General features: G+C 69.2%; 17 protein-coding genes. 2 read left to right on the forward strand and 15 right to left on the reverse strand.

All coding sequences use genetic code 11. From position 1 onward, the window contains the following. Nucleotides 1-99 precede the first annotated feature (99 nt). Together AB0I04_RS15950 and AB0I04_RS15955 are read left to right on the forward strand one after the other, a co-directional pair. A complete protein-coding gene (locus AB0I04_RS15950; protein ID WP_360884628.1) occupies nucleotides 100-696 on the forward strand; it encodes a hypothetical protein in 597 nt (198 codons plus the stop codon). Further along, nucleotides 693-3338 carry an NACHT domain-containing protein gene (locus AB0I04_RS15955; RefSeq protein ID WP_360884631.1) on the forward strand — a complete coding sequence of 882 codons (2646 nt, stop codon included), beginning with the start codon at nucleotides 693-695 and terminating at the stop codon, nucleotides 3336-3338. Before AB0I04_RS15950 ends, AB0I04_RS15955 begins: the two co-directional genes overlap by 4 nt. Before the next feature lie 89 nt (nucleotides 3339-3427). On the opposite strand, the gene AB0I04_RS15960 is transcribed toward AB0I04_RS15955, so the two are convergent. From AB0I04_RS15960 to AB0I04_RS16030, 15 genes are read right to left on the reverse strand one after another with little or no spacing between them, the layout of a single operon-like run. Further along, on the reverse strand, nucleotides 3428-4423 hold the full coding sequence (locus AB0I04_RS15960) for a polyprenyl synthetase family protein (RefSeq protein ID WP_360884634.1): 996 nt from the start codon (nucleotides 4421-4423) through the stop codon (nucleotides 3428-3430). 16 nt (nucleotides 4424-4439) lie between these two features. Beyond that, nucleotides 4440-6002: an NADH-quinone oxidoreductase subunit NuoN gene (nuoN, locus tag AB0I04_RS15965; protein ID WP_360884636.1), complete on the reverse strand. Its 1563-nt coding sequence runs from the start codon at nucleotides 6000-6002 to the stop codon at nucleotides 4440-4442. After that, nucleotides 5999-7534: an NADH-quinone oxidoreductase subunit M gene (locus tag AB0I04_RS15970; protein WP_360884639.1), complete on the reverse strand. Its 1536-nt coding sequence runs from the start codon at nucleotides 7532-7534 to the stop codon at nucleotides 5999-6001. The genes nuoN and AB0I04_RS15970 overlap by 4 nt, the downstream gene beginning before the upstream one ends. A gap of 40 nt (nucleotides 7535-7574) precedes the next feature. Next, nucleotides 7575-9503 carry an NADH-quinone oxidoreductase subunit L gene (gene nuoL / locus AB0I04_RS15975; RefSeq protein WP_360885328.1) on the reverse strand — a complete coding sequence of 643 codons (1929 nt, stop codon included), beginning with the start codon at nucleotides 9501-9503 and terminating at the stop codon, nucleotides 7575-7577. Between the two features lie 19 nt (nucleotides 9504-9522). After that, on the reverse strand, nucleotides 9523-9819 hold the full coding sequence (nuoK, locus tag AB0I04_RS15980) for an NADH-quinone oxidoreductase subunit NuoK (protein ID WP_252779706.1): 297 nt from the start codon (nucleotides 9817-9819) through the stop codon (nucleotides 9523-9525). Next, complete coding sequence (locus AB0I04_RS15985; protein WP_360884643.1) at nucleotides 9816-10646, reverse strand: NADH-quinone oxidoreductase subunit J; 831 nt, start codon at nucleotides 10644-10646, stop codon at nucleotides 9816-9818. The genes nuoK and AB0I04_RS15985 overlap by 4 nt, the downstream gene beginning before the upstream one ends. Continuing rightward, entirely contained in the window at nucleotides 10643-11170 is a 528-nt protein-coding gene (gene nuoI / locus AB0I04_RS15990) for an NADH-quinone oxidoreductase subunit NuoI (protein WP_360884645.1), read from the reverse strand. The genes AB0I04_RS15985 and nuoI overlap by 4 nt, the downstream gene beginning before the upstream one ends. Next, nucleotides 11163-12509 (reverse strand): NADH-quinone oxidoreductase subunit NuoH, encoded by a 1347-nt coding sequence (nuoH, locus tag AB0I04_RS15995; RefSeq protein ID WP_360884648.1) that lies wholly within the window; start codon nucleotides 12507-12509, stop codon nucleotides 11163-11165. Before nuoH ends, nuoI begins: the two co-directional genes overlap by 8 nt. Next, nucleotides 12506-14947, reverse strand: coding sequence for an NADH-quinone oxidoreductase subunit G (locus AB0I04_RS16000; protein WP_360884650.1), 2442 nt, complete (start codon nucleotides 14945-14947; stop codon nucleotides 12506-12508). The genes nuoH and AB0I04_RS16000 overlap by 4 nt, the downstream gene beginning before the upstream one ends. After that, the gene (nuoF, locus tag AB0I04_RS16005) at nucleotides 14944-16242 is read right to left on the reverse strand and encodes an NADH-quinone oxidoreductase subunit NuoF (RefSeq protein WP_360884653.1); all 1299 of its coding nucleotides are present in this window, start codon (nucleotides 16240-16242) and stop codon (nucleotides 14944-14946) included. Before nuoF ends, AB0I04_RS16000 begins: the two co-directional genes overlap by 4 nt. Beyond that, nucleotides 16239-16907 (reverse strand): NADH-quinone oxidoreductase subunit NuoE, encoded by a 669-nt coding sequence (gene nuoE, locus AB0I04_RS16010; protein ID WP_360884656.1) that lies wholly within the window; start codon nucleotides 16905-16907, stop codon nucleotides 16239-16241. The genes nuoF and nuoE overlap by 4 nt, the downstream gene beginning before the upstream one ends. Further along, on the reverse strand, nucleotides 16904-18250 hold the full coding sequence (locus AB0I04_RS16015; protein WP_360884659.1) for an NADH-quinone oxidoreductase subunit D: 1347 nt from the start codon (nucleotides 18248-18250) through the stop codon (nucleotides 16904-16906). The genes nuoE and AB0I04_RS16015 overlap by 4 nt, the downstream gene beginning before the upstream one ends. Next, the gene (locus AB0I04_RS16020) at nucleotides 18247-18993 is read right to left on the reverse strand and encodes an NADH-quinone oxidoreductase subunit C (protein ID WP_360884662.1); all 747 of its coding nucleotides are present in this window, start codon (nucleotides 18991-18993) and stop codon (nucleotides 18247-18249) included. Before AB0I04_RS16020 ends, AB0I04_RS16015 begins: the two co-directional genes overlap by 4 nt. Beyond that, nucleotides 18990-19544, reverse strand: a complete 555-nt coding sequence (locus AB0I04_RS16025; RefSeq protein ID WP_345429122.1) for an NADH-quinone oxidoreductase subunit B family protein — start codon at nucleotides 19542-19544, stop codon at nucleotides 18990-18992. The genes AB0I04_RS16020 and AB0I04_RS16025 overlap by 4 nt, the downstream gene beginning before the upstream one ends. Before the next feature lie 2 nt (nucleotides 19545-19546). Then, entirely contained in the window at nucleotides 19547-19906 is a 360-nt protein-coding gene (locus AB0I04_RS16030; RefSeq protein ID WP_345352310.1) for an NADH-quinone oxidoreductase subunit A, read from the reverse strand. Nucleotides 19907-19964: the final 58 nt, after the last annotated feature.

The following is a 19964-nucleotide window of genomic DNA, read 5'->3' on the forward strand; positions in this document are numbered from 1 at the left end:
GCGAGAATACTGCCCTACGTCAGCCGTATGGATAGGGCGAGGATGTTCCTACGAGGTTTCCGGCGACGAACGGGCAGGCCCGTCCCTGAACTGGCCACGTTGTTCCGTTCGATCGTCGGCCAGGGGCGCGACGTCCATCCGATCGCGTCCGATTTCCTGGAGCACTTCATGGACGGCGCCGGCGCCTCAAGGACGCTGTCGCCGCGCTGGCTGCGCTCGTTCAGAGTGATCCAAAAGGCCGAGCAGAAGAATCAGCACCGTTTCGAACGCCAGCTCGCGCAAGAGGCGAAACGGTTGCCGGACGGCGCCTCGACCTGGCTCCACGATTACTGGGACGCCCGGATCAGTGCGCTCATCGGCACGGAACTCTTCTATGTCAGCAGAATGAGCATGCTGCGCTCACGGGGATCGTTCACCCTGACGCGGACCGGCCCGGAAGTGCGGGTGTCCGGCACGGTTCGCCACCACTGGTTCGATCCCTATGACTGGGACCGCGGCCGATGGGTCTACATCCCCCGGCACGGGTTCGTTCCCATCGCCGTCGGCCGGGAGCTGGTCGAATCCGACGAGGCGCGCAACTTCCTGATGGAGTCACGTCATGTTCAAACGCTGGTGGGCACATTCCTGGACCGGCGATGGCCTCGGCGCCCCACGGCGACCTTCGAATGGTCGCTGGTGAGGATGGGGCACCGATGACCGCGGGCAGCCCCCGTCCCCCCGATCCCACCGAGGTCCACACCGTCGCGGATTTCGTCCGGTCGCTGGTCCTGCTCAAGCAGTGGGCGGGCGAACCACCGCTGAGCAGGCTCCGGTCACTCGGCGGCCAGACGGTGACCCCGGACGGCGCCACGGTCGACGCGTTGCCCAAGAGCACGGTCTCGCATGTTCTGCGGCAGACCGACAAGCTGCCACGATGGGATTTCGTCAAGGCGTTCGTCACCGCGTGCCTGCGCTACTGCGACCATCCGACCGAACTCATCCCTGGTGAGCTCGAAGGCTGGCGGGCGGCCAGGAGCGCCCTGGCCGAGGCGTCCATCAGTACACCGCCCGCAGAGAGCGGCGACGAGCGAACGTCGCCGGTGGTCACGGCGCCCGCGCCGGTGGTCACGGCGCCCGCGCCGGTGGAGCCCGACGGTCCAGTCGCGGTGGACTCGCCGGTGATGATCGCAAGGGCGGATGCGGCCGCTCATTGGGACATCACCGACCATCCCGAACACGACCACACCGTCGCACTCCTGGCACGGCGAGTGGCCCGAGAGGAGGACCGAGCACGCAAGGGGCTGCTCGGCGGCTACAGCATCGCGCCGCTCTCCTTCAGATCGCACGCCGACTCGACCCGCCACGACGACGGCACCGGCGAGATGCGGGACGACCTGTACTCGATCGGCCACTTCTTCAACGACCTACGCCCCCAGCGCCTGCTGGTCGTCGGTGAATCAGGAGCGGGCAAGACGGTGCTCGCGATCGAACTGGTGCTGCAGTTGGTCGAGCCTCTGGTGGAACCCCGGGGGCGGCCCAGTGACCGGCCGATGGTGCCGGTACGCGTGAACGCGGCTCGATGGACCCCGGGGAGCCCATTCGAACAGTGGCTGGCCGAGCAACTGGTGCGGGACTTCGGACTCGCGGCCACGGACGCGCAGCGGCTGGTGCGGGACCGCCGCGTACTGCCGGTGATGGATGGGCTGGACGAGTTGGACCCCGAGCCCTCCGCGGGCCCGCCCCGCCGGGCGATCGGACTGCTGACCGAGCTCAACCGGTACAGCGATCTTTCCGGACGGCGGCCAGGTGCGGTCGTCGTCACCTGTCGAGCCGACCGTCATGCGCAGTTGATCGAATCCCGGGTCGGACTCGACAACTCCACCCGCGTACATCTGCACGACCTGACCGTCGAACAGATCAACGCGTACCTGCGCGCCCGCTGGCCGGACGACCATCCGTGCAGCCCACACCGCGACCACATCCACACGGCGCTGACGGGAACATCGGGGACCGCGGTCCATTCCGCTCTGCGCACACCGTGGCGGCTGTCACTGACCGCGACCGCCGTGGAGTCCGGCGCCGACACCGCCGAACTACTGCACGTCGCCCCTGCCGCAGATCTCCCCGAAGCAGCGGCCCAGATAGGCCGACGACTACTCGAAGCGTACGTCCCGGCGGCGACCGGGCTCACCCCGCGCACAGCCCACGGCACTCCGTACCATCCCGCACAGGTGCGGTCGTGGCTGGAGCACCTCGCCGACCACCTGCGGTGGCAGGCGACCCGCGCCGCCGAGATGGATCGGCCGCCGTCCGGTCTCACGGCGATCGACATCGTCCCGCACCTGCTGTGGCCGATCGGCGGCCGGCGTCGGGTCCGGGCGCTGCACTGCCTGTGCTGCGCGATATTCGCGGTGATCGCCATGCTGGCGTTCTGGGTGGGATCGGCCGTCGATCCCCTCACCGACCTGCGCGACGGGCTGGGCGCGGGAGAAGGTCTTACTCTGGCTCTCATGGTGGGCTGGGTGGCCATCGCCACCGGCCTGTCACTGTCGCCATGGCCGGCCGCCGACGGCGGACGCGCCAACGTCCCCCACAGGCGCCGCATGATCGGCGGACTGCTCGGTGCGCTCGCGGGCGGCCCGGTCGGCGTGCTCGGCGGTCTGGGCGGCCTCATGCTGACGGCAGGCAGAGTGTTCGGTCCGGGCTTCGCCGTCGCCGCGGGTGCCGCTGGGGGCTCGGTGCTCGGAGCTCTCATCGGGCTCACCGCAGCCGGGCGGCAAAGGGCCGAGCACAGGACCCTTTCCGAGGTGATCCGCACCGAGCCACTCACCCTCCTGGGCTTCGGACTGTGCGGGGCGCTCACCGGGCTGCCGCCGCTACGCCTCGCCGCCGCCGGCTCGGTGCAACTGTTCGTCGGGGTAACAGGGGCCTTCGCCCTGGCGTTCGCCCTGGGAGTCGTCTTCAAGATCGCAACGGGTGGTTGGAGCAAGGACGCGGAACTGGCCCACCCGCGAGAGGCCCTTCATCGCAATCCGATGATCGGAGTGGCCTTCGGCCTCACCGGCGGCGTCGCCGCCGTACTCGTGTTCGTCATGAACCAGGGCGTCATCGAGTCAGTGGTGTGCGCGCTCATCGGTGGTGTGGCGTTCGGCCTGGCCTTCGGCGCGATCGCCTGGTCCCGCGCCATGATCGGCCTGCTCATCGCAGCCGCGCGCGGCCTGCTTCCGCTGCGGCTCTGGAGCTTTCTCGACTGGGCCTGCGAGGCACGGCTGCTGCGCATCAGCGGCGCCACCTACCAGTTTCGGCACCGCGAACTTCAGGAATTTCTCACCGCCTCTGAGGACGCCCACAGCACCTGAGTATCGGAGGCCTGCGACGATGGCGATCCAGGCCTGTCTCAAGCCCCGCTGTCCTACGGACGGGGGACCTCGAGACAGGCCCCAGAGCTTTAGCTCGTCCGGGTCAGGACGAAGTCGCAGAGGCCGAGGAACGCCGCCCGCGCCGGCACGTCGGGGACGGTCAGCAGCTCCGCACGGGCCTCGTCGACCCATCGGCGAAGGTCGGCGCGGGCGCGGTCCATCGCCGGGTGCGCGCGTAGCAGGACGAGCGCCTCGGCGTGCGCGGCGTCGTCGGTGAGGTCGGAGGACAGCAGCTCGCGCAGGCGGGCGTCCTCGTCCGCCGCCGAACGCAGCACGTGCAGCACCGGTAGCGTACGGATGCCCTCGCGCAGGTCGGTGCCGGGGGTCTTGCCCGACTCCTCCGACTCCGAGGCGATGTCGAGGATGTCGTCGGACAGCTGGAACGCGACCCCGATCTTCTCGCAGGCCGACGTCAGCGTCGTGACGATCTCCGGAGCGGCGCCGGCCAGGAGCGAGCCCAGGTGCGCCGACGCGGCGATCAGCGAGCCGGTCTTGCCCGCCACCACCTCGATGTAGTGCTCGAGCGGGTCGGCGCCCTCGGCCGGGCCGACGGTCTCCTGGATCTGGCCCTGGACCAGCCGGGCGAAGGTGCGCGCCTGGATGCGCACGGCTTCCGGCCCGAGATCGGCCAGCAGGTCGGAGGCGCGGGCGAACAGGAAGTCGCCGATGAGGATGGCGATGGTGTTGTTCCACCGGGAGTTGGCCGACACCTGGCCCCGGCGCATCACCGCCTCGTCCATCACGTCGTCGTGGTAGAGCGTCGCCAGGTGGGTCAGCTCGACCACGACCGCCACCGGGATGACCCCGGGTGCGGACGGGTCGCCGAACTGGGCGGCGAGCAGTGCCAGCATCGGCCGGAACCGCTTGCCGCCCGCGTCGGCGAGGTGCCGCGAGGCGTCGGTGATGAGCGCGTAGTCGCTCCTCACCGCCTCCCGCAGCGCCTCCTCGACCTCTGTCAGTCGCCCCTGGACATTCGCTGCGAGTGTGTCATCGACGGCCGGAAGGCCCAGAAGGGCACTACTCACAGACTCTCCCCAGGGGTCAGCGAACGAACAGCTGGTTTGCGGCCGACTGCGCCAGGTGCAGCGCAGGGCCGGGAATCACACCGAGGACCAGAGTAACGAACGCCCCAACTCCGACAGCAGCCGCGGTCGTCGGGCTGAATGCCACGGTCGGCCCGTCCGCCGCCGGGTCGCTGAAGAACATCAGCACGATCACCCGGACGTAGAAGAACGCGGCGATCGCGGAGGACACCACGCCGACGATCACGAGCGGCAGCGCGCCGCCGGCGACCGCGGCCTGGAACACCGCGAACTTACCGGTGAACCCGCTGGTCAGCGGAATACCGGCGAACGCGAGCAGGAAGAACGCGAACGTCCCCGCGACGAGCGGCTGGCGCTTGCCGAGCCCCGCCCAGCGGGACAGGTGCCCGGCCTCGCCGCCGGCGTCGCGGACCATCGTGATGACGGCGAAGGCTCCGACGGTCGTGAAGCCGTACGCGGCCAGGTAGAACAGCGTGGCGGACAGTCCCGCCTTGTTGGTCGCGACGACGCCCGTCAGCAGGAAACCGCCGTGCGCGATCGAGGAGTAGGCGAGCATCCGCTTCACGTCGGTCTGCGTGATCGCGACGACCGCGCCGACCAGCATGGTGAGGATGGCGATGGCCCACATCATCGGCCGCCAGTCCCAGCGCAGCGTCTCCAGGCCGACGTAGAACACCCGCAGGACCGCGCCGACCGCGGCGACCACGGTGCAGGAGGCCATCAGCGCGGTGATCGCCGTCGGGGCGCCCTGGTACACGTCCGGCTTCCACGCCTGGAACGGCGCGGCGCCGACCTTGAACAGCAGGCCGACCGAGAGCAGCGCGACGCCCGCGAGCAGCAGCGGCTCGGTGCCGCTCTGCTTGCTGATCGCCGACGCGATGTCCGACAGCCGCACCGAGCCGGCGAAGCCGTACAGCAGCGCGGTGCCGTAGAGGAAGAACGCCGAAGAGAACGCGCCCAGCAGGAAGTACTTCACCGCGGCCTCCTGCGAGAGCAGGCGACGGCGCCGCGCGAGACCGCACAGCAGGTACAGCGGCAGGGACATGACCTCCAGGGCCACGAACATCGTCAGCAGGTCGTTCGACGCCGGGAAGATCAGCATGCCGCCGACGGCGAACAGCACCAGCGGGAAGACCTCGGTCTGCACGAGGCCCGCGACGAGGCTCTCCCGCTCCTCAGGGCTGCCGGGCACCGTGGAGGCCTGCGCCGTGAACGGGCTGGCCTCGTGCGTCCGCTCGGCGATGAGCAGCATCGACATGATGGCGAGGACGAGGATCGTGCCCTGGATGAACAGGGTCGGCCCGTCGACGCCGATGGCGCCCATCGCGGCGACGTGGTGCGGCTGGTCGCCGAGGCCGAGCGCGATCGTCCAGGCGAACGCCGCGACCAGACCGACCGCCGAGACGAAGACCTGCATCCCGTACCGCTGGGCGCGGGGCGCGAGGGCCTCGACGAGCACGCCGACGGCCGCCGCCCCGAGCACGATCAGGATCGGGGCTAGCCGCCCGTACTCGATATGGGGCGTTGGAATGTCCCCCGCCGCCAATACCACGGGTGTCACTGGTGGCTTCCCTTCTCGGCGATCGTCGGCTTCGGGTCCTGCTGGTGGACCTGGATCAGGGTCTGCTTCACCGACGGGTTGATGACGTCCAGCACCGGCTTCGGGTAGAAGCCGAGCGCGACGATGATCGCGATGATCGGCGCGACGACGATCAGCTCGCGCTTTGACAGGTCGCTCATGCCCTTGACCGCCTCGGCGGTCGGGCCGTTCATCGTCCGCTGGTACATCCACAGGATGTAGACGGCGGCCAGGATGATGCCGACCGTCGCGATGACCGCGGGCACCTTGTAGCGGGTGAACGTGCCGACCAGGACCAGGAACTCCGAGACGAAGCTCGACAGACCCGGTAGCGACAGGCCGGACAGACCCGCGACGAGGAAGGTCCCGGCCAGCAGCGGCGCGACCTTCTGCACGCCGCCGTACGCGTCGATCCGCGCCGACCCGCGACGGGAGATCATGAACCCGGCGAGCAGGAACAGCGCGCCGGTCGAGAACCCGTGGTTGACCATGTACAGCGTCGCGCCGCTCTGGCCCTGCGTGGTCATCGCGAAGATGCCCAGCGTGATGAAGCCGAAGTGGGAGATCGACGTGTAGGCGATCAGGCGCTTGATGTCGACCTGGCCGATCGCGAGGACGGCGCCGTACACGATGCCGACCACGGACAGGGTCAGCACGACCGGCGTGAACCACTTGGCCGCACCCGGGAACAGCTCCAGGCAGAACCGCAGCATCCCGTACGTGCCGACCTTGTCGAGCACACCGACGAGCAGCACGGCGGCGCCGGCGGGCGCCTGGCCCGCGGCGTCCGGCAGCCAGGTGTGGAACGGCACCAGCGGCGCCTTGATCGCGAAGGCGATGAAGAAGCCGAGGAACAGCCACTTGGCGGTGGTCGGCGCGATGTGGAGGTTCCGCAGTTCCTCGAACAGGAACGTGCCGTGGCCGGCGTTGGCCGACACGACGTACAGGCCGATGACGGCGGCGAGCATCAGCAGACCGCCGAACAGTGAGTACAGCAGGAACTTGACCGCGGCGTACGAGCGCTGCGGCCCGCCGTAGGACCCGATGATGAAGTACACCGGGATCAGCATCGCCTCGAAGAAGACGTAGAAGAGGAAGATGTCGGTCGCCGCGAAGACGCCGATCATCATCGCCTCGAGGCTGAGCAGCAGCGCGAAGTAGGTCTTCACCGACCGCTTCGGCGGGGTGTCGACGCCGCCCGAGCGCTCCGCGTCGTTCCAGGAGGCCAGCACGACGAGCGGCACGAGGATCGCCGACAGTGCGATGAGCACGAGCGCGACGCCGTCGACACCGACGCTGTAGTGCACGCCGAACTGCTTGATCCACCAGTACTTCTCGGTGAACTGGAAGCGATGGCCGTCCGGCTTGAACTGCACCGCCATGACGATGGTGAGCACCGCCACGACCAGCGTGACGCCGAGGGCGACCTGCTTGGCCAGCAGGTCGCGGCCCTTCGGCAGCAGTGCGACCAGCAGCGCCCCGAGAGCGGGTATCGCGATGAGGGCAGTCAGCATGAGGCGACCTTCCGGTGCGGCAGGGAAGTCGTGGCGACCACTAGATCCTCACCAGGAACAGGGCGCCTACGATCAGGGCGGCGCCGACGAACATTGACAGTGCGTACGAGCGGACGAAGCCGGTCTGCACGCGCCGTACCCTCCCGGACGTCCCTCCGATGAGCGCGGCGAGGCCGTTGACGATGCCGTCGACGCCGCGGTTGTCGAAGTAGACGGTGAGGCGGGTCAGCCACTGGCCGGGCCGCATGAACAGCGACTCGTTGAGCGCGTCGCCGTACAGGTCCTTGCGGGCGAAGGTGACGGCGAGGTTGCCCGCCGGGGCGGTGCGCGGGACCGGACGTCGCAGGTACTGCAGGTACGCGATGCCGATGCCGACCACCATGAGCGCGAACACGATCCCGGTGTACGGCGTGATCAGCTTGTGCGCCGCCTCGGGCTTGCCCACGACCGGCGCGAGGAAGTTCGCGAACCGGTCGCCGGCGATCAGGAACGCGCCGGCCGCGATCGAGCCGATGGCCAGGAAGATCAGCGGGATCGTCATGACCTTCGGCGACTCGTGCGGGTGCACGTCCTTCTCCCAGCGCGGCTCGCCGAAGAACGTCATGAACATCACACGGGACATGTAGTACGCGGTGATGCCGGCGCCGAGCAGCGCGAGCCAGCCGAGAACCTGGCCGGACGTGCCGCCCTTCTCGAAGGCGGCGTCGATGATGCCGTCCTTGGTCCACCAGCCGGACAGGCCGGGGAAGCCGATGATCGCGAGGTAGCCGAGGCCGAACGTCGCGAACGTGATCGGCATGACCTTCCGCAGGCCGCCGTACTTGCGCATGTCGACGTCGTCGTTCATCGCGTGCATGACCGAGCCGGCGCCGAGGAACAGGCCGGCCTTGAAGAAGCCGTGCGCGATGAGGTGCGCGATCGCGAAGACGTACCCGGCCGGGCCGAGGCCGGCGGCCAGCACCATGTAGCCGATCTGCGACATCGTCGAGCCGGCGAGGGCCTTCTTGATGTCGTCCTTGGCGCAACCGATGAGCGCACCGGCGAGGAGCGTGGAGACGCCGACGATCGTGACGAGCAGCCGCGCGTCCGGCGCCAGCTCGAAGATGACGTGGGAGCGGACGATCAGGTAGACGCCCGCGGTGACCATGGTCGCCGCGTGGATGAGCGCCGACACCGGAGTCGGGCCCTCCATGGCGTCGAGAAGCCAGGACTGCAGCGGCAGCTGGGCGGACTTACCGCAGGCGCCGAGCAGGAGCAGCAGGCCGATCGCGGTGATCGTGCCCTGCGACGCCTCCTTGGCGTGGCCGAAGACGTCCTGGAAGCTCAGCGAGCCGAACGTCGCGAACATCACCATGACCGCGACGGACAGGCCGAAGTCGCCGACCCGGTTGACGATGAACGCCTTCTTGGCCGCCGTGGCCGCGCTCGGCTTGTGCTGCCAGAACCCGATCAGCAGGTACGAGGCGAGACCGACGCCCTCCCAGCCGATGTACAGGCCGACGTAATTGTCGGCGAGCACGAGCAGCAGCATGGCCGCCACGAACAGGTTCAGGTAGGCGAAGAACCGCCGCCGGTCCGGGTCGTGGCTCATGTAGCCGATCGAGTAGATGTGGATCAGCGAGCCGACGCCTGTGATCAACAGTACGAAGCTGATCGACAGTGGGTCGATCAGCAGGTTCATATTGATCTTCAGGGATCCGGCCGGGATGTACTCGAAGAGGTGCACGAACCGACTGCGCCCCTCGGCCCCTTGGCCCAGCATCTGCACGAACGCGAGGACACCGACGACGAAGGCCCCGAGGGACATCGCCGTGCCCAGCAGGTGGCCCCACTTGTCGGTGCGGCGCCCGCTCAGCAGCAGGATCGCCGCGCCGGCCAGCGGCAGGGCGATCAGCAGCCAGGCGGCGGACTGGACGCCCTCGGCCGCCTGGGGGTGGAGTTCCGGCCCCGCGGCGAGAACAGCGTTCATCGTGGTCATCGAGATGTCCTCAGTACTTCAGCAGGTTGGCGTCGTCGACCGACGAGGACTTCCTGCTCCGGAAGATCGTCATGATGATCGCCAGTCCGACGACGACCTCGGCCGCGGCGACGACCATCACGAAGAACGCGATGATCTGCCCGTCGAGGCTGCCGTGCATGCGGGCGAAGCTCACGAACGCCAGGTTGGTGGCGTTGAGCATGAGCTCGACGCACATGAAGACCACGATGGCGTTGCGGCGGATCAGCACGCCGATCCCGCCGATCGTGAACAGGATGGCGGACAGAACCAGGTAGTGGCCCGTCACTGTTCCTCCTCCTCGACCTCGACCGGCTTGGCGATCACGGCCTTGACCGTCGCGGTGTCGTGTTTGGCGACCGACTCGGGCGAGACGCCGTGCAGGTCCTCGTGTTCACCGCTGCGGCGCCGGGCGATGACCGGGCTGACCGACAGCTCCGAGACACTGCCGTCGGGCAGCAGGGCCGGCATGTCGACGGCGTTGTGCCGGGCGTACGTGCCGGGCGGCGGCAGCGGCGACACGCGGTCGCTCTTGATCCGCTCCTTCGACAGCTGCTTCTGCGTCGGCTTCGGACGGAGCCGCTCGCGGTGGGCGAGCACCATCGCACCCAGCGCCGCGGTGATCAGCAGGGCGCTGGTCACCTCGAACGCGAAGACGTACTTGGTGAAGATCAGCCGCGCCAGGCCCATGACATTGCCGCCGTTGGCGTTGGCGTCCTTCAGGCCGGCCGACTTCGGCAGCGTCGCGTGGCCGAACCCGACGAACAGCAGGACGGCGAAGCCGATGCCGACGATGACGGCGGCGACGCGCTGACCCTTGATCGTCTCGACCAGGGACTCGGTCGAGCTGACACCGATGATCATGACGACGAACAGGAAGAGCATCAACACCGCGCCGGTGTAGACGATCACCTGCACGAACGCCAGGAACGGCGCCTCGTTCACGGCGTACAGCACCGCGAGCGAGAACATCACCGCCGCCAGCATCAGCGCCGAGTGCACGGCCTTCCGCGTCAGGATCATGCCGAGGGCCGCGGCGACCGAGACGACGGCGAGGATCCAGAAGATCGCACTCTCGCCCGTCTGGTGCGCGCCCGCGGCCACTACCCCGGTCATTTGGCACCGTCCTTGGACTCGCTCTTGGCGCCGAGGAGGTAGTAGTCCTCTTCGGTCTCGCCGAGACGCATCTCGTGCGGCGGAGCCTCCATGGCCTCGGTCAGCGGCGCGAGCAGCATCTCCTTGGTGTAGATGAGGCTCTCGCGGCTGTCGTCGGCGAGCTCGTACTCGTTGGTCATCGTGAGCGCCCGCGTCGGGCACGCCTCGATGCACAGCCCGCAGAGGATGCACCGCAGGTAGTTGATCTGGTAGACGCGGCCGTAGCGCTCACCCGGGGAGAACCGCTCCTCCTCGGTGTTGTCCGCGCCCTCGACGTAGATCGCGTCCGCCGGGCACGCCCACGCGCACAGCTCACAGCCGACGCACTTCTCCAGGCCATCGGGCCAGCGGTTCAGCTGGTGACGGCCGTGGAAGCGCGGCGCCGTGGGCTTCTTGACCTCTGGGTACTCCACCACCTCGGTCTTGCTGAGCATCTGGTGGAAAGCGACGCCGAACCCCTTGATCGGGTTCAGGAAATCAAGCACGGGTGGCCTCCGCAGAGTTGGACGCACGGGCGTTGCCGACGCCGTGGTAGTGCGGCGCGTCGAGCGGCGGCACCGGGAACCCGCCCGCCATCGGGTCGTGCTCCGCCCCGGCCTCGGCCTCCTCCGCCTGCGCCTCCTGGGCGGACGTCCGCTCCCAGACGAACGAGCCGAGCAGCAGGAGCAGGGCGACCACGGCGGCGATCAGCATGATCGGCACGACGTCGTGCCTCTCGTTGCGCAGGGCCCGCACCGCCGACACGAAGAGAATCCAGCCGAGCGAGACCGGGATGAGGACCTTCCAGCCGAGCTTCATCAGCTGGTCGTAGCGGACCCGCGGCAGGGCGGCGCGCAGCCAGATGAAGAAGAAGGTGAACATCCAGATCTTGACCAGGAACCACAGGATCGGCCACCAGCCGGCGTTGGCGCCGGACCAGAACCAGGTGATCGGCCACGGGGCGCGGTAGCCGCCGAGGAACAGCGTCACGCACAGCGCCGACAGCGTCGTCATGTTCACGTACTCGGCGAGGTAGAACATCATGAACTTCAGCGACGAGTACTCGGTGTGGTAGCCGGCGACCAGCTCGCCCTCGCCCTCGGGCAGGTCGAACGGGATACGCCCCGACTCCCCCATCATCGTGAAGATGTAGATCACGAACGACGGCAGCAGCAGGACCGCGTACCAGGACGGCGTGTGGAACGTCATCCCGGCGAGCTTGAACGCGCTGCCGTGCGCCTGCGCCGCGACGATCTCCGAGGTGGACAGCGACCCGGCGAACAGGAACACCGCCACGAACGACAGACCCATCGCGATCTCGTACGAGATCACCTGGGCGCTGGAGCGCAGCCCGCCGAGCAGAGCGTACGGCGACATCGACGACCAGCCGGCGAGCACGAAGCCGTACACGCCGATCGAGGCCATCGCCAGCGGCAGCAGCACCGCGACCGGCAGGTCGGCCAGCTGCAGCGGCGTCTTGTGCCCGCCGATCGAGACGACCCCGCCCCACGGGATGATCGAGAACGACACCATCGCGGGCGCGGCGGCGAGGATCGGCGCGAGGAAGAACACCACCTTGTCCACGCCGCGCGGGACGATGTCCTCCTTCAGCGCGCCCTTGATGCCGTCGAACAGCGCCTGCAGGATGCCGAAGGGGCCGGCGCGGTTCGGGCCGGGCCGCAGCTGCATCCGGCCGATGATCCGGCGCTCCGCCCAGACGGTGATCAGCACCGTCAGCAGCAGGAACACGAAGATCACCAGCGCCTTGGCGCCGATCAGCCACCACGGGTCGTGGCCGAAGCTGTTCAGCGTGGCGCCCTCGGCGAGGACGTGGGTGGCGTTCATGCGACGCTCCCGTTCTGGATCTTCACGACCGCCCCGGCCGAAACGCCCAGGTCCCGGTGGACCGCGCAGCCTGGGGAGTTCTCGGGGAGCCAGACCACGCGATCCGGCATGTCGACGACCTCCAGCGGAAGGGTGATCTCGCCGTGCGCCGTGGCCACGGTGACCTTCCCGTCCACTCCGATCTCCTCGGCCGTCGCCGCGCTCAGGCGGGCGACCGGCGCTTTGGCCGTGCCCGCGAGGTACGGCTCACCGGCCTGCATCCGGCCCGCGTCGAGCAGCATCCGCCAGGTGGCCAGCAGCGCCTCGCCCTTGCCCGGGTCCGCGGGAACGGCGGCGGGCACGCTCGGCAGGCTCGGCCGGTCGCCGCGGAACGCGCCGAGCGCGGCGAGCTCGCGGCGGGCCGCCGCCGAGTCCGGCAGGCCCAGGTGGACGTCGAGCTGGTCGGCGATGGCGGCCAGCACCTTCAGGTCCGACATCACGCCGGGCGTCTTGAGCACGACGTCGAACTGGCGGCCGCGGCCCTCCCAGTTGACGAACGTCCCGGCCTTCTGCGTCACCGTCGCCACCGGCAGCACCACGTCGGCGCGGTCGGTGACCGCGCTGACCCGCTGCTCGAGGCTGACGATGAACTGGGTGTTCTCCAGCGCCTCCAGCGCGGCGGCCGGGTCCGGCAGGTCGTGCGGGTCGACGCCGCCGACGAGCAGCGCGTCGATCTCGCCGGCTCGCGCGGCGGCGAGGATGCCCTCGGTGTCGCGGCCCGGCGTCTCCGGCAGCGAGCTCACGGTCCAGGCGCGGGCGACCTCGCCGCGCGCGGCGGCGTCGGTGACCGGGCGGCCGATCGGCAGCAGGGTCGGCAGCGCGCCGGCCTCGACGGCGCCGCGCTCACCGGCCCGGCGCGGGATCCACGCCAGGCGGGCGCCGGTGGCCGTGGCCAGGCGGCCGGCGGCCGACAGCGCGCCGGGCACCGACGCGAGCCGCTCGCCGATGAGCACGATCGCGCCCTCGGCCTTGAGCAGCTCGGCCGCGGCCTTGCCCGCGTCGTCCAGGGCCGTCCCGGTGATCAGGTCGCCGAGCGTCTCGGCCTCGCCGCCGGGCGCCGTCTTCAGCAGCGTGCCGGACATCTTGCGCAGGCCGCGCGTGGCGTACGGGGCGACGGAGTAGACCTTGAGGCCGTGCTTGCGGGCCGCCTTGCGGAGCCGTAGGAAGACGATCGGCGACTCCTCCTCCGGCTCGAAGCCGGCGAGCAGCACCGCCGGGGCCTGCTCCAGGTCGGCGTAGGACACCGTGATCGGCCGGCCGGCGACGGTCGCGGCCAGGAACTCGGCCTCCTCGCCCGAGTGCGCGCGGGCGCGGAAGTCGATGTCGTTCGTGCCGAGCGCGATGCGGGCGAACTTGCTGTATGCGTAGGCGTCCTCGAGCGTGACGCGGCCGCCGGTCAGCACGGCCGCCTTGCCCCGGGCGCGCGCCAGGCCCTCGGCCGCGACGCTCAGCGCCTCCGGCCAGGACGCCGGCTCCAGCACGCCGTCCTCGTTACGGATCAGCGGGTGGGTCAGGCGGTCGGGCTGGGTGGCGTACGTGAACGCCCACCGGCCCTTGTCGCAGTTCCACTCCTCGTTGACCTGCGGGTCGTCACCGGCCAGCCGGCGCGTCACCTTGCCGCGCCGGTGGTCGGTGCGCTGGGCGCAGCCGGAGGCGCAGTGCTCGCAGACGCTCGGCGTCGACACCAGGTCGAACGGCCGGGAGCGGAAGCGGTACGCCGCGCCGGTCAGCGCGCCGACCGGGCAGATCTGCACCGTGTTGCCGGAGAAGTACGACTGGAACGGCTCGTCGGTCGCCGCGCCGACCTGCTCCTTGGCGCCGCGCTCGAACAGGTCGATGAACGCGTCGCCCGCGATCTGGTCGGAGAACCGCGTGCAGCGGGCGCACTGGATGCACCGCTCGCGGTCCAGCAGCACCTGCGAGGACAGCGCGACCGGCTTCGGGAACGTCCGCTTCGTCTCGACGAACCGGGACTCGCCGCGGCCGTTGGACATCGCCTGGTTCTGCAGCGGGCACTCGCCGCCCTTGTCGCAGATCGGGCAGTCCAGCGGGTGGTTGATGAGCAGCAGCTCCATCACGCCGTGCTGGGCCTTGTCCGCCACCGGCGAGGTGAGCTGGGTCTGGATCACCATGCCCGGCATGACCGTGGTGGTGCAGGACGCCTGCGGCTTGGGCATCGGCCGCCCGTTGCCGGCGTCCGGGATCTCCACCAGGCACTGGCGGCAGGCGCCGACGGGGTCGAGCAGCGGGTGGTCGCAGAACCGCGGGATCTGGATGCCGAGCAGCTCGGCGGCCCGGATGATCAGCGTGCCCTTCGGGACACTGATCTCGAAGCCGTCGATCGTGACGGAGATCAAGTCCTCGCGCTTCTCGACCCCGGTGCTGTCGGTGACGGTCACTTTCCACCTGCCCACGCGGTCGAGGCGGCCCGGTCGAAGGGACAGCCGCCCTGTTCGAAGTGCTGGATGTACTCGTCGCGGAAGTACTGGATCGACGAGGTCACCGGGCTGGTCGCACCGTCGCCGAGCGCGCAGAACGACCGGCCGAGGATGTTGTCCGACAGGTCGAGGAGGGTGTCGAGGTCCTTCTCGCTGCCCTCGCCCTTTTCCAGACGCTTGAGCATCTGCTTGTACCAGTAGGTGCCCTCGCGGCACGGCGTGCACTTACCGCACGACTCGTGCGCGTAGAACTCGCTCCAGCGCAGGACCGCCCGGACGACGCAGGTCGTCTCGTCGAAGAGCTGCAGCGCCCGGGTGCCGAGCATGGAACCCGCCGCGCCGACCGACTCGAAGTCCAGCGGCACGTCGAGGTGCTCGTCGGTGAAGAGCGGCGTGGAGGAGCCGCCCGGCGTCCAGAACTTCAGCCGGTGGCCGTTCCGGATGCCGCCCGCCATGTCGAGCAGCTCGCGGAGCGTGATGCCCAGCGGCGCCTCGTACTGGCCCGGCCGGGTCACGTGGCCGGACAGGCTGAAGATGCCGAATCCCTTGGACTTCTCGGTGCCCATCGCGGCGAACCAGTCGGCCCCGTTCGCGACGATGCCGGGAACGCTGGCGATCGACTCGACGTTGTTGATCACGGTGGGGCCGCCGTACAGGCCGGCCACCGCCGGGAAGGGAGGCTTGAGCCGGGGTTGGCCGCGGAACCCCTCGAGGGAGTCGAGCAGCGCCGTCTCCTCGCCGCAGATGTACGCGCCGGCGCCGGAGTGGACGACGAGCTCCAGGTCGAAGCCGGAGCCGAGGATGTTCTTGCCGAGGTAGCCCGCCTCGTACGCGTCGGCGACCGCCTGCTGCAGGCGGCGGATGACGTGCAGGACCTCACCGCGCACGTAGATGAAGGCGTGGTTCGCGCGGATCGCGAACGAGCTGATGATGATGCCCTCGATCAGCACGTGCGGGTTGGCCATCATCAGCGGGATGTCCTTGCACGTGCCCGGCTCGGACTCGTCCGCGTTGACCACGAGGTAGTGCGGCTTGCCGTCGCCCTGCGGGATGAAGCCCCACTTCAGGCCGGTCGGGAAGCCCGCGCCGCCACGGCCGCGCAGGCCGGAGTCCTTCACCGCCTGGATGAGGTCGTCCGGATTCGTGCTCAGGGCCGTGCGGAACGCCTGGTACCCACCGGCGTTCTCGTACCCGCGCAGGGTGAACGAGTCCGCCTGGTCCCACGTCTTCGTGAGGATGGGAGTGAGGGTCGTCATTTGGTCTCCTCGGGCTCAGGAGCGGTCCAGCCGTTGCGCTTGGCCAGCTCCAGGCCGACCAGCGACTCCGGACCGGCCTGCACGCCCTCTCCGGCGCGGCCGTCATTGAAGCCCGCGAGCACCCGCGACGCCTGCTTCCAGGAGCACACCGAGCCCGGGCCGCGGGTCGGGGCGACCGCCTTGCCGGCGCGCAGGTCGTCGACGAGCTGCTTGGCCTTCTCCGGCGTCATGTCGTCGAAGAACTCCCAGTTGACCATCACCACGGGGGCGAAGTCGCAGGCGGCGTTGCACTCGATCCGCTCGAGGCTGACCTTGCCGTCCTCGGTCGCCTCGTCATGACCGACGCCGACGTGCTCGGACAGCTCTTCCCAGATCTGGTCGCCGCCCATGACCGCGCACAGCGTGTTGATGCAGACGCCGACGTGGTAGTCGCCGACCGGCTCCCGCTTGTACTGCGTGTAGAACGTCGCGACGCCCGTGACCTGCGCGGGCGTGATGCCCAGCGTGTCGGCGCAGAACTGGATGCCGTCGTCGCTGACGTACCCGACCTCGGACTGCACCAGGTGCAGCATCGGCAGCAGCGCCGACCGCGGCTTCGGGTAGCGGGCGATGATCTCTTTCGCGTCCCGTTCGAGCCGCTCCAGCACGTCTGGCTCGAAACTCATCGGTCGACTCCCCCCATGACCGGGTCGATACTCGCGACCGCCGCGATGATGTCGGCGACCTGGCCGCCCTCGGACATCGCCGGGGCCGCCTGCAGGTTGGTGAACGACGGGTCGCGGAAGTGCACCCGGTACGGGCGGGTGCCGCCGTCGCTGACCGCGTGGCAGCCGAGCTCGCCGCGCGGCGACTCCACCGCGGCGTACACCTGGCCGGCCGGCACGCGGAATCCCTCGGTCACCAGCTTGAAGTGGTGGATGAGGGCCTCCATGGACTGGCCCATGATGTGCGCGATGTGGTTCGGCGAGTTGCCCATGCCGTCGGGCCCCAGCGCGAGCTGCGCCGGCCAGCCGATCTTCTTGTCCTCGATCATCACCGGGCCGGACTTGGCGGAGCCGGAGCTCAGCCGGTCGAGGCACTGCTCGATGATCTTCAGGGACTCTTCCATCTCCGCCATACGGACGAGGTAGCGGCCGTACACGTCGCACGTGTCCACCGTCGGCACGTCGAACTCGTACGTCTCGTAGCCGCAGTACGGCTGCGTCTTGCGCAGGTCCCACGGCAGGCCCGCCGCGCGCAGGACCGGGCCGGTGACGCCGAGCGCCATGCAGCCGGTCAGGTCGAGGTAGGCGATGTCCTTCGTCCGCGCCACGAACACCGGGTTCGCGTCGAGGAGCTTGCGCAGCTGCTTGAGCCGCTGCTTCTCCCGCTTGACGAAGTCACCGATCTTGTCGATCGCGCCCGGCGGGAGGTCCTGTGCGACGCCGCCCGGCCGGATGTAGGCCATGTTCATCCGCAGGCCCGCGACCATCTCGAAGATGTCGAGGGCGTACTCACGCTCGATGAACCCGTTGAGCATGACGGTGGTCGCACCGAGCTCCAGGCCGAACGTCGCGATCGCGACCAGGTGCGAGGAGATCCGGTTGACCTCCATCATCATCACCCGGATGACCTGCGCCCGCTCCGGGACGTCATCGGTGACGCCGAGCAGCTTCTCCACCGCGAGGCAGTACGACGCCTCGTTGTACAGCGGCGCGAGATAGTCCATGCGGGTGCAGAACGTGGTCCCCTGGGTCCACGTCCGGTACTCCATGTTCTTCTCGATGCCGGTGTGGAGGTAGCCGATGCCCAGCCGGGCCTCGTCGACCGTCTCGCCGTCGAGCGTCAGGATGAGCCGGAGCACGCCGTGCGTCGACGGGTGCTGGGGACCCATGTTGACGACCATGCGGTCCTCGTCGCCGGACGCCGCGGCGTCGACGATCTGGTCCCAGTCCTGGCCGCCCACGTTGTAGACGGTGCCCTCGGTCGCCTCGCCCGTGCCGTAGGCGTCGTAATCCGTGGCCGTCATACGTACGACCTCCTCTCGTCGGGCGGGGGCACCTTCGCCCCGCGATACTCGACGGGGATGCCGCCGAGGGGGTAGTCCTTGCGCTGCGGGTGGCCCTGCCAGTCGTCCGGCATCATGATCCGCGTCAGCGCCGGGTGGCCGTCGAAGACGATCCCGAAGAAGTCGTACGTCTCGCGCTCGTGCCAGTCGTTGGTCGGGTAGACCGCGACGAGCGACGGGACGTGCGGGTCGGTGTCGGGGGCGGTGACCTCGAGCCGGACGCGCCGGTTGTGGGTCATCGACAGCAGCGGGTAGACCGCGTGCAGCTCCGCGCCGGCCTCGGCCGGGTAGTGCACGCCGGAGACGCCGGTGCACAGCTCGAAGCGCAGCTTCGGGTCGTCGCGCAGGGTCTGGGCGACCGCGACCAGGTGCTCGCGGCGGACGACGAGCGTCAGCTCGCCCCGGTCCACGACGACCCGCTCGATCGCCTCGCCGAACTCGGGGTAGGCCCGCTCGAGCTCGTTCGCGATCTCGTCGAACTCGCCCTCGGCGCCGGTCGTGCGGGGACCGCCGTACGGGCGCGGGCTGGAGACCTTCGGCGCCTGCCGGACGACGAGCTTGCCGTACCCGGAGGTGTCACCGGTGGTCTTCGCGCCGAACATGCCCATGCGGGCGATCGGCTGTTCGCGCCGCTCTTCCTCGGCGTGCGCGGGCAGCTGGTCGGCGGCCTGCTCGGCCTGCTGCTCGGGGTGCTGGGACGTCACAAGACCACCTCGGGCTGGTCCAGGAGGGGCAGCTGCCGGAGCTTGGCCTTCTCGAGCTCCTCGATCTCCCGCTTGCGGTGCACGCCCATCTTGGTGTTCTGGATCTTGTCGTGCAGCTTGAGGATCGCGTCGAGCAGCATCTCCGGGCGCGGCGGGCAGCCGGGCAGGTAGATGTCGACCGGGACGATGTGGTCGACGCCCTGGACGATCGCGTAGTTGTTGAACATGCCGCCGGAGGAGGCGCACACGCCCATCGCGATGACCCACTTCGGCGAGGCCATCTGGTCGTAGATCTGCCGGAGCACGGGGGCCATCTTCTGGCTCACCCGACCGGCGACGATCATCAGGTCGGCCTGCCGCGGCGAGCCCGAGGCGCGCTCCATGCCCCATCGGGAGAAGTCGTGGCGCGGGTCGCCCGTCGCCATCATCTCGATGGCACAACAGGCGAGGCCGAACGTCGCCGGCCACACCGAACTCTTCCGCGCCAGCCCGATGACCTGCTCGACCGTGGTCAGCAGAACACCGGCGGGGAGTTTCTCTTCAAGACCCATTGTCAGTCCCACTCCAGACCACCGCGACGCCACACGTAGGCGTACGCGATGAGGACGGTGACGATGAAGAGCACCATTTCGACGAGACCGAACAGCCCCATGTGGTCGAAGGCGACCGCCCAGGGGTAGAGGAAGATGATCTCGATGTCGAAGACGATGAACAGCATCGCCGTCAGGTAGTACTTCACCGGGAAGCGGCCGCCGCCGACCGGCTGCGGTGTCGGTTCGATACCGCATTCGTACGCCTCGAGCCGGGCGCGGTTCCAGCGCTTGGGCCCCGTGAAGGACCCCATGACCACCGAGCCGACGGCGAACAGCAGCGCGAGTGCGCCCAGTACGACAATAGGAACGTAGAGGTTCAAATCCCTACACCCCCCTCTTGGTGAGTGCCTTCGAACACGCCTCCGGCGCTGTGAAAAT

This window comes from Actinoallomurus sp. NPDC050550 (assembly GCF_040655075.1).
Lineage (GTDB): Bacteria > Actinomycetota > Actinomycetes > Streptosporangiales > Streptosporangiaceae > Actinoallomurus.